The following is a 13,318-nucleotide window of genomic DNA, read 5'->3' on the forward strand; positions in this document are numbered from 1 at the left end:
GAGCAAGATCAGGATCAGGATCAAACGCTAAGAATCACAGGCCCGCACGAGCGGTGCCGACGCAGGGATCTACATACGGGACCTCCCTGTCCCGATGAAAAACGGCCCGCATCCATGCGGGCCGCCCTCCGGGTCTTCTATTGCCTTCGCGAGTTCGATACGACGCACAGCAAAATCCGAAGCACAAAAGCAAAAGCTGAAGCTACTGGCTAGTGGTTAAGAGCCAAGGGCCGAGAGCGAAAACCGGACTACGGCCCCCCACCCTACCCTCCCCATCCCTCCACCCGCGCCCGCGCAATCGCCGGCGCGCCCTGCGCCATCCAATCGCGATCGTTCGCGACCTGCGCCCGCGCGCGGCTCGCTTCGAGGGCAGCGAAATCCAGGTCGGCATAGGCCCAGCGCTGGCCTGCACGGGTCTGCGCCAGGATGCCGTCGGCCGGCAGGCCCACGTCCATCGGCGCGTAGATCGCCGCCTCGCCGGTGTTGGTGTCCAGGGCCGGGCTCCACAAGGCTTCGCCGGCGGTCACCGCCTTGGCGACGAAGCTGCGGTTCTCCAACGCGCGCGCCAGGCAGCCCACCCGCACTCGGGTCGCGCCGGCTTCGGTGTCAGTGCAGCTTGGGGCCAACAACAGGCGCGCGCCGGCTTCGCATTGCGCACGCACCGGCAACGGGAATTCGATGTCGTAGCAAACTGCGATGCCGGCGCGCTGCGTACCGATCTCGAAGGTCTTGAGCGCATCGCCGGCTTCGATCACCCCGGCCTGTTTCTCGAAACCGGTCAGTTGCAGCTTGTCCTGCCACAAGCGTCCACCGTCGGGGGCGAAGGCGTCGCTGCGGTTGCGGTACCGCCCCTGCCCCAGGTCGAGCAGGAAGCTGCCGGCGACCACGTGCAGGCGCAGCTCGCGCGCGAGCAGGCCGAACAGGTCCATCCAGGCCTGGCGATAGGCCTGGATGGCGACCAGGGAGGCATGCAGGTCGCCCTGGGTCGCCGCACCGAAGGTCGCGCCGAGTTCCAGCGCCAGATATTCCGGCAGCACCGCGATCTCGGCACCGCTGGCGCGCGCTTCGCTGAGCCACTTGGCCTGCTTGTCGGCGAAATCGGCGAAGCTGCGCGGCGCGCCGATGGTGTATTTCGCGACCGCAACCCTCATTGCACGCGTTCCAGCGGACGCAACCAGAAGCTCAAGGTATGCGGGCATTCGCCGCGTCCGAGCTCCCGCCATGGCAGTGAGACCTGCAGTTCGGGGCGATGGACGTAACCGCGTTTTCTCCAGAATTCCTCGTTGCCGCGATGGAACGCCGGTTTGCGGCCGTCGGTTGCGTCGCGCTCGACCGCGCAGAACGCGGTCCAGTGGAATCCGTCGAGCCCGCGCGCGTGCGCTTGGCGTTCATCGAAGAATCGATGGCCGATGCCGCGCCCGCGGTACTCGGGCAGCAACACCGATTCACCGCAATAGAACACCTGCTCGATGTCGATCGGACCGCCTTCGAAACCGGCGCGCAGCTCGGCGGTCTCGTCGGCCATCGGTAAGCCGGTCGAAGCGCCGACGATGCGGCCGCCGTCGAAAGCCAACACCGCGATGCTGCGCCAGGACTCGCGGTAGGTCCGCAGATAGTTCGCCTCGTAGGCGACGTCGCCGTCGTAGAGATACGGCCAGCCGCGGAACACGCTCATGCGCAAGGCGGCGATGGCGTCCAGATAAGGCGTGATCTCGGCACCGCTGTAGGTGCGGACCTCGGGCATGGGAGTCTTCATGTGGGTATCTTAGTGAAGCAAGAGGCTTCAGAGTCATGTCGCGCTGAAGCGCTGGGTATTCGGCTCCGCCGAAGTAAAGCGGAGCCCGCCTTCGCGGGAACGACGGCAGGAAGCAGCGCTACGACTCCTCAATCGTCAGCCCTGCAAAAGCGGGAGCCCAGAGTCTCGACGCAAGCGTCCGAATTCCCTGTGTGATTGCAGTGTGCGCCAACCAAGGTTATCCCGATGGTAAAACAACGCGGCGGCGGGCTTGCCTGCCCGCCGCCGCGCCGCATCGCTGGCTTACGCGCCCCGCTGGGGCGGCAGGTCCGGCGGGCCACCCGCGACCGGCGCCACCGGCGTACGCAGGGCCTCGGCCTTCGGCGGATCCGGTGCGCGCTTGGGCGCCGGCCCGCCGAGCTGATACCAGTCGACCTTGCGGGTCACCATCATCAACGCCGCCAGGATCAGGAACAGCAGGCCGGCACCGAGCACCAGGGCGTTGTCTTCCGAGATCAGCAGGCCGTACAGCGCACCGTAAAGCGTGGTCAACATGGCACCGAACCCCAAGGCGCGCACCAGGCTGCGCAGAACCGCGCTCAGATAGAACACCAGCAGGCCGATGCAGGCCACGCTCGCGGCCAGATAGGCCAGGCCGAAGGCGAAGTGTTCGCTCAGGCTGACCAACAGCAGGAAGAAGATCGCCAGGGCCAGGCCGACCAGGCCGTACTGGATCGGGTGGATGCGCAGTTGCTTGATCAACTCGAACATGAAGAAACCGACGAAGGTCAGCAACACGAACAGCAGGCCGTACTTGGTCGCGCGATCGGCCTGCGAATAGACGTTGACCGGGTCCTTCAAGGTCACCTGGATCGCGTTGATGTCGCCGCCGGGCTCATTGCCGCTTTCCTCGTCGCCGGCCACCGACACGGTCGGCAGGATCGAACCGGCCAAATATTGGCGCTGGGCGTTGGTCGCCACCGACGAGACCTGCCATTCGGCGCGGAAGCCCTGGTCGCTGATGTCGTCCGAATGCGGCGGGAAGCTGCCGCCGTAATTCGGATGCGGCCAGGTCGAGCTCAGCGTAAAGCGGTTGTTCTTGCCCAGGGGCACCAGCGCCAGCGATTCGGTGCCGCCCAGGGCGAAGTCGAGGTCGGTCTGCAGGCGCAGCGAGCTGCCGGGCGCCGGCGCCGCCAGACGCGCATGAATGCCGCCGCCGTCGCGCGCGCCAAGACCGTCCTCGATCGTGGTCTCGGCGCCGTCCAGGCGCAGTTTCGGATTACGCAGGCCGCGCACGTCGGCGAAGCCATAGCTCAGCCAAGGCCGGCCGATCGTGCGGCGGCGGCCCGATTCGGCCTGGCCGGCCTGGTCCGCGCTCAGCACCGGGTCGGCGGGTATGGTCGCGGCGAAATCGGCCTTGGCCTTGCCCTTCCATTCGTAGACCCGGACCTGGTGCAGGCCGAGCTTGCGCACCTTCGGGACGATCTCGCCTTCGACGTCGAGCTTGTTCGGGAAGAAGGTCCAACGGCCCTGCTCGCGGCGCTGCACGCGCTTGACCGTGCCGTCGAGGTCCTTCTGCTCCTCGACCCAGAAATCCTCGTACGGCACCACCAACGCCGGACCCGAGAACGCCTGCGCGCCGGCATAGCTGCGCGCGATGCGGGCCACCGCCTGGGCGCGGTAGCTCTGTCTCTCGTCGATGACCCCGCCGATCATCAACAGCGGAATCAGTATCGCCAGGGTCATCCCCAGCACCATCAGCATCTTCAACCACACACGCATGTCCTGCTCCTGTCCGCGACGTTGGGCGGCAGGTTGCGCCGCCTGTGCGGGGGCGCGATGGCGCAGGCGTGTGTTATCGGTGAAGCAATGGTGAAGCGCGACGGCGCCGCGGCGAGGCTCAGCCGCGCACGATCAGGCTGGCGCGGGCGCCGCCCTCTTCGCGGTTGACCAGTTCGGTTTCGCCGCCGTGCAAGGACGCCACCTCGGCGACGAAACACAGGCCCAGGCCGCTGCTGCGGCTGCCGCCGGACGGGCGCGGCAGCGAATAGAAGCGCTCGAATACGCGGCTCAGGGCGTAGTCGGGGATGCCGGGGCCGCGGTCGCTGATGTCGACGCGCTGGTATTCGCCGTCGCGTTGCAGGCGCAGCACGATCTCGCCGCCGCGCGGCGAGAAGTCGGCGGCATTGTCGATCAGGTTGATCAGGGCCTGGCGCAGCAGGAAGGCATCGCCACGCACCGGCGGCAGGTTCGGCTCAAGATCGAGCAGCAGCTTGGCGCCGGAACGGTCCAGGCGCTGGGTGCATTGCTCGAGCGCCTCGCGCACGATCGCCGCCAGCGCGACCGGCTCGGGCCGCTCCAGGCGCTGGCGATGCTCGACCGCGGCCAGCGCCAGCAGCTTGTCGATCATCTGCGCCAGGCGCTCGGCCTGGCCGCGGATGCTGGCGGCGAAGCGGGCGCGGTCGGCGTCCGGCATCGGCGCATCGCCGGGCGGCGATTCGAGCAATTCGGCGCTGCCGCGGATCGCCGCGAGCGGGCTCTTCATCTCGTGGGTCAGGGTGTGCACGTACTGCTCGACGTATTGCTTGCCCTCCAGGCGCGTGCGCATCGTCTCCAACGCGCGTCCCAGTTCGCCGAATTCGCCGGCCGCGCGCGGCGGCGTGGCGCGGTCGCCGGCGGTGACCGCATGCGCATAGCGCCGCAACAGGCCGATCTGGCGCGACAGCCACCACGACACACCCAGGCCGATCGCCAATGCCGCGCCCATCAGCACGAAGCCCCAACGCGTCACCACCGTCTGGCTGCGGGCGATGAAGGGCGCGATCGCGCTGTTCGGCTTGGCCACCGTCAGCGAACCGATGACCTGGCCGTTATCGGCGCGGATCGGCGCGGCCACGTGCATGATCGTGGTTTCCGGATGGCCCGGGTCGGTCGCGCTGGAACGCGCGCCGTAGCGCCCGCGCAAGGTCAGATACACGTCGTTCCAGCGCGAGTAGTCCTGGCCGACGTCCTGGCCGCTGCTGTCGAACACGACGATGCCGCGCGCGTCGGTGATGTAGACGCGGTAGTTCGCTGCGCGCTTGCGGAAGCCCCAGATCGCCGCGCCGACGTCGCGCTGGCCGAGCGCGCGCACGCGCTTGGCGAAATCGCCCTGGTTGATGCGGCCGGCGACGAAATCGTCGGTCGCCAGCTCGGCCAGTACATTGGCAGTGTCGACCAGGGTGTCTTCCATGGCCTGACGCACGCCCGGCTTGACCTCGGCGACGAACACCCGTGCCAGCAGCAACGCGGCCACCGCCACGATCAGGAAATACCCCAGGAAGATCCGCAGGCCGATCCGCATCGGGGCGCCCGCTTACGAGGCTTCGAGCGAATAGCCCAGGCCGCGATGGGTGCGGATGGGGTCGCGGTCGGCGGCGACGTCGCGCAGCTTGGCGCGCAAGGTCTTGATGTGGGTGTCGACGGTGCGGTCGCCGCTGTCGAGGGCGTCGCCCCAGACCCGGTCCATCAGCTGCGCACGCGACAACACCGCGCCGGGGCGCTGCAGCAGCGCCGCGAGCAGGCCGTATTCGTAGCGGGTGAGGTCCAGGGCCTGGCCGCGGTAGCGGATGCGCTTGCCTTCCAGGTCGTGGACGAAACCGTCCTCGACCACCGCCGTCTCGGCCGCACCGCCGCGTGCGCGCCGCAGCACCACCCGCACGCGGGTGGCCAGCTCGCGCGGCGAGAACGGCTTGGTGACGTAGTCGTCGGCACCGATCTCCAGGCCGAGGATGCGGTCGGCCTCGGCGTTCTGCGCGGTCAGGAAGATCACCGGCAGGTCGCGGCCGCGGCGCAGTTCGCGGCACAGGGCGAAGCCGCCGATGTCGGGCAGGCCGATGTCGAGCACGGCCAGGTCGAAGGCGACCCGCGCGGCCTCGCGCAGGGCCTCGCCTCCGGTCAGGCAGTGCACCGCCTCGAACCCTTCGGCGCGCAGCGCATAGAGCACGGTATCGGCAATGGCGGATTCGTCTTCGACGAGCAGGATGCGCATACGGCAGAGATTCGGGGATTCGGGAGAGGGGGACGGGCTTGGGGAGCAGGAACCGCGGTTATGCCGCCCATGATGCCTTGCCGGGCCTCCGACTGCCGCCCCGGAAAACGCCGCGGCGGCTATGGCCCCATAATGCCCGTCGGTGTCACGCCCCTCGGTGCCCTGCGCCGGCCCGTTTTCTTGTCCGAATCCCTTCTCCCGAATCCCCAATCCCGGCCCTTAATGAACTATCGCCACGCCTTCCATGCCGGCAATCACGCCGATGTGCTCAAGCACGTCGCCTTGCTGGCCCTGTGCGATGCCCTGACCGTCAAGCCGGCGCCGCTGTTCGCCCTGGATACCCATGCCGGACGCGGCCTGTATCCGCTCGACGGCAATTCGGCGCTGCGCACCGGCGAAGCCGAGGGCGGCATCGGCCGCTTGCTGGCCGAGGCGCCCAAGCAGGCCGCGATCACCCGCTACCTGGCCGCGGTGCGCGCCTGCCGCAACGAGCACGGCCCTTCGGCCTATCCCGGCTCGCCTTGGCTGCTCGCGCACGCCTTACGCGAGGACGACCGCATCGCCGCCTGCGAGCTGCAACCGGAAGAAGCGACTCAGTTGCAGCACCACTTCAAGGCCGATCCGCGCATCGCCGTGCACGCGCGCGACGGCTATGCGGCGATGAAGGCCATGTTGCCGCCGAAGATCGGCGCGGCCCGCTACAACCGCGGCCTGGTCCTGATCGATCCGCCCTACGAGGCCCAGCTCGAAGAGTTCGACACCGCCCTCGGCGCGCTGCGCGACGCCCTCGCCCGCTGGCCGCAGGGCTGCTACGTGCTGTGGTACCCGATCAAGCGCCGTCGCGCCCTGCAACCGTTCTACCGCCGTGCCGCGACCCTGCCGGCCAAGTCGATCCTGACCGCCGAGCTGCTGGTACGCGCCGACGATTCGCCGCTGCGCATGAACGGCAGCGGCCTGCTGCTGCTCAATCCGCCGTGGCAGTTGGACCAGACCCTGGCCCCGGCGCTGTCGGTGCTCGCCCGCACCCTGGCCGAGACGCCGGACGCCGCAGCCGCGATCAACTGGCTCAAGCAGGCCGACTGAGCCGCATCGAAGCATCGCGCCTCGTTGCAATGGCTCGCTGCAATGCAGCGAGACGCCGAGGCGCGCTGGCTTTCGATGACCACCTGCGATTGCATTCGCCGCGTCGCCGCCCGCCGAACGTGGGTGGCGAGCCTCGGCCGGCAAGCGCCGAAACCTCGGAAAAACCCGCTCGAATCGACCGCGGCGACACTCGCCGTCGTGCCCGCATGGCCGCGATTGGCCGCTTGCGAGGCGCTTCGATCCAGGCGTATCACTCCCGGGCCCACTGAAGGGCGAATGGAGAGGGAGTTCGAATGTCCAGGAAGAAAATTTCGTTCCTTGCGATCTGCGCGTTTGCGTTCGGCATCGGCATGGCGTCGACCGCCGGCGCCGTCGGCTGCAACAACACCTGCCGGCTCGGCTGCGAGACCGCACTGACCAACTGCGAGAACAACGGCGGCACCCAGTGCTACGTGACCTACTCGCAGTGCTATCGCCGCTGCGGCTGCATCCTGCCCTGATCGATCGCGATCGCGGCTCGACCGGGGAGAGCCCGTTCTCTCCGGTCGTCGCGCCTCAGAACACGAACGGCGACCGGACCGCGACAGCCCAGCCCGCGCCATCCGGTTGGGCGCCGAGCCGGGGCCGGCGCATGTCGACCAGGTCCAAGCCCAACGCAATGCCGTTGCGCTGTTCGCGCACCGCCTGGAAGCCGTGGCGGGCGTAGAAGGCGCGGCTGTGCTGGGTGGTCTCGATCACGGTCGAGGCGAACGCCGGGTCGGCATCGATGCGGCGCAGGCGCTCCAGCAACAAGCGCTCGCCGAGCCCGCGCCGGTGCAGGTCGCGACGGACCATGCCCCAAAACAGCTCCGCGATGCTGGCGTCGCCATCGGTGGCCGCATAACCGCCGCAGGCGACGATGCCCTCGCCTTCGAGCTCGATCACCCAATAACCAACGATCCCGTCGTCGATCTCGTCGAGGGTCTCGATGAATTCCGCGCGTTCGTTCGCGGCGAAGTACTCCGGCATGTTGCCGTCGAACACGGCCAGGCAGGCGGCGCGATCCTCGGCCCGATAGCGGCGCAGGCCCGGCCCGCTCAATAGCAGTCCCAGTGATAGGACACGCGGCTGAAATCGGCACGGGCGAGGTCGTCGGGGTCGATGAAGAAATTGGCGATGCCCGAATCGCCCCACATCAGCGTGTCGTCGCTGTCGAGCTGGAACAGCAGCAGACGCCGGTCCGAAGGCTCGCGCGGGTCGCTCTGGGTGAAGTCCGGATAACCGCCGAGCTTGTGGCCGGAACGCGCGAGGTAATCGCTCAGCGCGTCCTGCAGATCCTCCTCGGTGGCGCCGGGGTGCTCGCCGCGGTAACGCTCGATCAACGGCTCGACCCCGCCTTCCAGCGCCTGCCCGAAATGCGCATCGTTGGCGCCGATGCTCTCGTGATCGGCGGTGAAGCGCATGCGCTGCGGTTTCGTCGGGTCGAACGGCAGCGAATCGGCGCCGGCCGTCGCCTTCGGAGGCGCGATCGCCGCAGCCGACAGCTCCGGCCAGTAGACCACGCGGAAACCGGTCTGCTTGGCCAGCGCGTCCATGCGGCCCTTGCCGTGCGCGTCGTCGAGCGCAGCGCCGTAGTAATCGTCGCCGGAGATGAAGAACTGCAGCATGCCGCGCCCGGGGTAACCCGGCATCTTCGGCACCTCGGCCAGATTGACCTGGGCCAGCAGGAACAAAGGCTGGCCCTTGCCATCGCGCGGGTAATCGCGCCCGGCCGCCCAATAGGCCTGGCCGCCGACCTTGCTGACGCCGGCATCGTCGCGCGCCAACGCGCTCAACTCGATCCGCGCGACCGGCCGTTGCGTCTTGCGCAAGGCCTCGTCGGCCGGCGCGAGCACCGCCTTGGCCTGTGCGTCATCGTCGGCCTTGGCGCAGCCCGGCGCTTCCGCGCCGCTGTCCGGCAGGCCGGCGTCGGCCCTGGCCTGCGCGGCGTTCTTCTCGATCTGGCCTTCGATATTGCGATACACGGCATAGCCCACGCCGGCGGTCGCGGCGATGCCCGCGATCACGATCGCCATCGACAACAACACCGCGGTTCCCGTCTTCATCGCCTGCCGTCCCTAGACTGCGTCGCACTGCGCAGTAGTATCGCCGAGAACGACCAGGGCGAAGATCGCGGCCAAGAAAAAGCCGGAAGCGCGAACGCTTCCGGCTTGATCGCAGTCGTCGGGGCCGGCGCCGATCGCGCCGCCGGCTCAGTCGCCGGACTTCGAGTCCGGTTCGAAGAAGCTCCAGCGCACTTCCGGGAAGGCCTGCTTCATCGCCCGCTCGACCGTGTTGATCTGGTCGGTGAGTGCCGCCACGCTCTGCTCTTCGCGCATCTGCGCCTGCACCGAGACCATCACCTCGTTGCCGAGCTGCAGGGTGATCAGGCTGATCACGCGGGCGATTTCCGGGCGGCCGTCGAGGAACTCGCGGATCTGCTGCTGGCGCTGCGGATCGACGCTCTGGCCGATCAGCATCGCCTTGACCTCGATCGCCACGAACACCGCGACGATGATCAACAGCGCGCCGATGCAGATGGTGCCGATGGCGTCCCAGATCGGGTTGCCGGTCGCCACCGCGAGCAGCACCGCGCCGAGGGCCACCACCAGACCGAGCAGCGCCGCCAGGTCTTCGCCGAAGATCACCACCAGTTCGGCCTGGCGGCTCTCGCGGAACCACTGCCACAACGAGCGTTGGCCGCGGGCCTTGGCGACTTCCTGCAGACAGGCGCGCATCGACACTGCTTCGGCGACGATGCCGAAGGTCAGCACGCCGGCCGCCCACCACCACTGCTTGAGCGGTTCGGGGTGCTGAAGTTTGTGGATGCCCTCGTACAGCGAGAACATGCCGCCGACGGTGAACAACATCACCGCGACCAGGAACGACCAGAAATAGATGGCCTTGCCGTAGCCGAGCGGATAGTCCGGCGACGGCGGCCGCTTGGACTGCTTCAAGCCCAGGATCAACAGCCCCTGGTTGCCGCAGTCGGCCAGGGAGTGCACGGTTTCGGCCAGCATCGCGCTGGAACCGGTGAAGTACGCCGCCACGCCCTTGGATACCGCGATGGCGAAATTGGCACCAAGTGCGAACAGAATTGCGCGGGTCGAATCGCCACCACCGGCCATGACAACGTTGCTCCTTGAGGTTTAGCGGCGAAGTCTAACATTGCCGATGCTGGCCGTTGACAGGCCTCAAGCGCCTGAATTCCGGCGCTTTTCCTGCAGGAGCGGCGCGCGCCGCCCATGCCGGGGCCGGCCTCAGAACCGGTAGATCACCGTGCCGGCGACGTTGCGGCCGTTGCCGGTGAAGCAGTCGCCGAACGCACGACAGGGCGCGTAGTACTGCTTGTCGGCCAGGTTGGTCAGGTTGAGCGTGAACGACCACTGCGGCAGCTCGAACGACACCAGCGCATCGGCCAGGGTGTAGCCCGGCGTGCGCAGGCTGCCGTTGCCGCCGGTCGACAAGGTCGAGCCGACATGGCGCACGCCGGCACCGAGGCGGATGCGGCCGCTGTCGCCCCAATCGAACTGCTTCACGCCCCACACCGAGGCGAGCTCCTTCGGCACGTCGGCGAGCTGGCGGTCGACCTCCGGGGCGAAATTGCTGCGCGTCACTTCGGCTTGGTTATAGCTGTAGCTCGCGGTGACGTAGAAATCGTTGGTCAGGGTATGGGTGGCCTCGAGCTCGATGCCCTTGGAGGCGACCTCGCCGGTCTGCACCGAATTGAGCACGTTCTCCGGGTCGTTGGTCTGGCGGTTCTTTTCGCGGATGTCGTACACCGCCAAGGTCACCAGGGTCTGCTCGCGCGGCTGCCATTTCAGGCCCAACTCGTACTGGCGCCCTTGCTGCGGCTTGAACGGCTGGCTGAAGAAATCCAGGCTGCCGATCGGCAGGAACGACTCGCTATAGCTCAGGTACGGCGAGAAGCCGCGGCCGGCATCGACGATCACGCCGGCGCGGTAGCTGGTGGCGTAGTCCTCGATGCGCGGCTGCTCGCCGACCTGGGTGCGGGCGCGATCGCGGCGCGCGCCGAGCACGGCGGTGACGCGTTCGCCCCAGCGGATCTGGTCCTGCACGTAGGCGCCGAGCTGGGTCTGGGCCTGGCGCGGCTGCGGGGCGAGTTCGGGCAGCACGTAGTCGCCGTAGACCGGTGCATAGGCGTCGATCGGCGTGGTCGCACCGAAGCCGGTCATCGCGGTCTGGCGGAAGCGCAGGTAGTCGACGCCGGCAAGCACGGTGTGACGCAACGCGCCGGTGGCGAAATCGACCTGGACGTTGTTATCGACGGTCAGCGTGTCGATGCGCGGGTTGCTGATGTAGGCCGAGCGCGGCAGCACCCGCCCTGCCGCATCGAGGAAGGGGTGGTCCGGATTGGAGTACACGTCCGGGTAGATCTCGGTGAAGTCGGTGCGCGACTTGGCGTAGCGCAGGTTGCTGTTGAAGCGCAGCGCATCGGAGAAGGCGTGCTCGAACAACACGGTGGCGCTGGCCTGGCGGCTGTGGAGGCGGTCGGCGTCGGGCTCGCCGAGCAGGCGATGGTTCGGCAGGCGTCGGCCCGGCGGCGCGCGCAGGGTCGCGACCACCGGCAGGAACTGTTGGCTCGACCCGCTCTCGTCCTGCTGCAGCAGGCCGAGGAAAGTCAGCTGGGTCGCGTCGGAAATACGCCAGGTCAGCGACGGCGCGAGCACCAGGCGGTCGTCGGGCATGCGGTCGGTCTGCTGCTGCGCGTCGCGCGCCACACCGACGATGCGGCCGGCGACGGTGCCGGCCTCGTTGAGCGGGCCGGTCAGGTCGAACTGCAGTTGCCTGCGCTGGTGGGTGCCGTAGCTCAGGCCGATTTCGCCGGCGCTGCGGAACTGCGGGCGCTTGCTGACCAGATTGAATACGCCGCCGGAACCGCCGGCGCCGTACAGCATCGACGAGGGGCCGCGCAGCAGCTCGGCGCGTTCCATCGTATAGACCTCCGGGCGCGGCACCAGGCTGGAACCGATCTGCCGGGTCATGCCATCGAGGAAGGACACCGGCGAGAAGCCGCGCACCAGCGAGCCGTCGCTGCGCGTGTCCAGGCCATAGGCCTCGCTGTAGGCACCGGCCGAATAGCGCAGGGTCTCCTGCAGGTTCTGCACGCCGCGGTCGGCGGCCTGCTCGGCGGTGATCACGCTGATCGCCTGCGGGGTTTCGATCAGACGGGTATCGGTCTTGGTCGCGGTGGTGGCGCGGTCGGCGACCACGACCACCGCGTCCAGGCGCTTGGCCTCGCGCTCGGCGTCGTCGGCGAGGGCCGCGCCAGCGGTCGTTGCGGTCAGCGCGGCCAGCAGGCCGCGGGCGAAACGATGCGGACGAGACGGAAGCGGGCGCGGCGAATGCGAAAACGTCATCAGGGTATTCCGAAGCTGGGCGAAGGGATCGGCGGCACCCCGGCCACCTGCGCATAGGCGCGACGCGGCAGCGGACACGGGCGAGGCATCGTCCGGTCGGGGCGGCGGCAGGAGGGCATCTGGCTGAGCCCGGCGGCGTGGAACGGCGCGGGCGTCTGGCTGGCCTCAGGGGCGGTTGTCAGGCCGGCGAGTCGGCGGCATGATGCGAGCAATTCTCATTTCATGCATGGACTGCGTCAAGAAAAAGTAACCTCAGGCACATTGTCGCGAGGGCCCCGCCTTTCGCCTCTCGACCGTGGAATTGCGGGCCAGGGCATGCCGCCGGTCGGACCGGCGTCAACCGAGCCTAAAGATGAAGGGCGAAGTCCGTCACAATGTGCCAATATCCGACCATGGCCACGCGTGAACGTTTGCCGCCCTGGCATGAACGCCAGCGTCTTCCTAACGGACGCGAAGTATTGATACGTCCGGTGCGTCCGGAAGACGCCGAGCCCTTGCGAGCGGGCTTCACTCTGCTGCAACCCGATGAGGTGCGGCAGCGATTCCTCTACGCGCTGAAAGAACTCACCCCGGAAATGGCCGAGCGCTTCACTCGGATCGATCCGCGCACCGAGTTCGCTTTGGTCGCGGCCGAACCCTTGCCGCCGGGCGAAGCCCTGGTCGGCGCGGTCGCCCGCGTCGCCATCGACGAGCGCAGCCACGACGCCGAGTTCGCGATCCTGGTCAGCCGCTACATCGCCAACATGGGCCTGGGCCGCTATCTGATGACGCGCCTGGTCAAGTGGGCGCGCGGCAAGAAGGTGCACCGCCTGTACGGCGAAGTGTTCGAGCACAACACCCCCATGCTGTCGCTGGCGCAGTCGCTCGGCTTCGAACGCGAGTTCCAGCAGGATTCGCCGGGCCTGATCCGGGTGGTGCTGGATCTGCGCTCGAAGGCCGCACGCGCGGCCGAGCAACAGGCCGACGTACGCAAGATCGGCGACAACCCCACCGACGACAGCAACGAACCCTGAGCGGCCCTCGCGGCCGCCAGCGCACATTGCCGAAGCACACGCCGGTTGCCGTGCGCCG

The 13,318-nt window shown here is 68.2% G+C and carries 11 protein-coding genes and 1 pseudogene; 3 read left to right on the forward strand and 9 right to left on the reverse strand.

Going from position 1 to position 13,318, the window contains the following annotated elements:
- Positions 1 to 263: 263 nt before the first annotated feature.
- The 5 genes and pseudogenes from ACTOWK_RS15860 to creB form a co-directional block, all read right to left on the reverse strand.
- Positions 264 to 1,151 carry a carbon-nitrogen hydrolase family protein gene (locus ACTOWK_RS15860; protein ID WP_441331084.1) on the reverse strand — a complete coding sequence of 296 codons (888 nt, stop codon included), beginning with the start codon at positions 1,149 to 1,151 and terminating at the stop codon, positions 264 to 266.
- The gene (locus tag ACTOWK_RS15865; protein WP_441331085.1) at positions 1,148 to 1,756 is read right to left on the reverse strand and encodes a GNAT family N-acetyltransferase; all 609 of its coding nucleotides are present in this window, start codon (positions 1,754 to 1,756) and stop codon (positions 1,148 to 1,150) included. The genes ACTOWK_RS15860 and ACTOWK_RS15865 overlap by 4 nt, the downstream gene beginning before the upstream one ends.
- 393 nt (positions 1,757 to 2,149) lie before the next feature.
- A pseudogene (gene creD / locus ACTOWK_RS15870) lies at positions 2,150 to 3,517 on the reverse strand (cell envelope integrity protein CreD); the annotation flags it as partial.
- Positions 3,518 to 3,635: 118 nt separating this feature from the next.
- The gene (gene creC / locus ACTOWK_RS15875) at positions 3,636 to 5,078 is read right to left on the reverse strand and encodes a two-component system sensor histidine kinase CreC (RefSeq protein ID WP_441331086.1); all 1,443 of its coding nucleotides are present in this window, start codon (positions 5,076 to 5,078) and stop codon (positions 3,636 to 3,638) included.
- 12 nt (positions 5,079 to 5,090) lie between these two features.
- Positions 5,091 to 5,765 carry a two-component system response regulator CreB gene (gene creB, locus ACTOWK_RS15880; RefSeq protein ID WP_441331087.1) on the reverse strand — a complete coding sequence of 225 codons (675 nt, stop codon included), beginning with the start codon at positions 5,763 to 5,765 and terminating at the stop codon, positions 5,091 to 5,093.
- 222 nt (positions 5,766 to 5,987) lie between these two features.
- Between creB and ACTOWK_RS15885 the strand changes: the two genes are divergently transcribed.
- Positions 5,988 to 6,848 (forward strand): 23S rRNA (adenine(2030)-N(6))-methyltransferase RlmJ, encoded by an 861-nt coding sequence (locus ACTOWK_RS15885; protein WP_441331088.1) that lies wholly within the window; start codon positions 5,988 to 5,990, stop codon positions 6,846 to 6,848.
- Between the two features lie 293 nt (positions 6,849 to 7,141).
- Positions 7,142 to 7,348 (forward strand): hypothetical protein, encoded by a 207-nt coding sequence (locus ACTOWK_RS15890; protein WP_441331089.1) that lies wholly within the window; start codon positions 7,142 to 7,144, stop codon positions 7,346 to 7,348.
- Positions 7,349 to 7,403: 55 nt separating this feature from the next.
- Here the strand turns inward: ACTOWK_RS15890 and ACTOWK_RS15895 are convergent, their stop codons facing one another.
- From ACTOWK_RS15895 to ACTOWK_RS15910, 4 genes are all read right to left on the reverse strand, one after another.
- The gene (locus ACTOWK_RS15895) at positions 7,404 to 7,928 is read right to left on the reverse strand and encodes a GNAT family N-acetyltransferase (RefSeq protein ID WP_441331090.1); all 525 of its coding nucleotides are present in this window, start codon (positions 7,926 to 7,928) and stop codon (positions 7,404 to 7,406) included.
- Positions 7,925 to 8,932 carry a YwqG family protein gene (locus ACTOWK_RS15900; RefSeq protein WP_441331091.1) on the reverse strand — a complete coding sequence of 336 codons (1,008 nt, stop codon included), beginning with the start codon at positions 8,930 to 8,932 and terminating at the stop codon, positions 7,925 to 7,927. The genes ACTOWK_RS15895 and ACTOWK_RS15900 overlap by 4 nt, the downstream gene beginning before the upstream one ends.
- A 147-nt stretch (positions 8,933 to 9,079) precedes the next feature.
- On the reverse strand, positions 9,080 to 9,994 hold the full coding sequence (locus ACTOWK_RS15905; RefSeq protein ID WP_031373315.1) for a cation diffusion facilitator family transporter: 915 nt from the start codon (positions 9,992 to 9,994) through the stop codon (positions 9,080 to 9,082).
- A 132-nt stretch (positions 9,995 to 10,126) separates the two neighbouring features.
- Positions 10,127 to 12,247 carry a TonB-dependent siderophore receptor gene (locus ACTOWK_RS15910; RefSeq protein ID WP_441331092.1) on the reverse strand — a complete coding sequence of 707 codons (2,121 nt, stop codon included), beginning with the start codon at positions 12,245 to 12,247 and terminating at the stop codon, positions 10,127 to 10,129.
- A 392-nt stretch (positions 12,248 to 12,639) separates the two neighbouring features.
- Between ACTOWK_RS15910 and ACTOWK_RS15915 the strand changes: the two genes are divergently transcribed.
- The gene (locus ACTOWK_RS15915; protein ID WP_441331093.1) at positions 12,640 to 13,260 is read left to right on the forward strand and encodes a GNAT family N-acetyltransferase; all 621 of its coding nucleotides are present in this window, start codon (positions 12,640 to 12,642) and stop codon (positions 13,258 to 13,260) included.
- Positions 13,261 to 13,318 lie beyond the last annotated feature (58 nt).

Source organism: Lysobacter sp. CA196 (genome assembly GCF_052078695.1).
Taxonomy (GTDB): domain Bacteria; phylum Pseudomonadota; class Gammaproteobacteria; order Xanthomonadales; family Xanthomonadaceae; genus Lysobacter.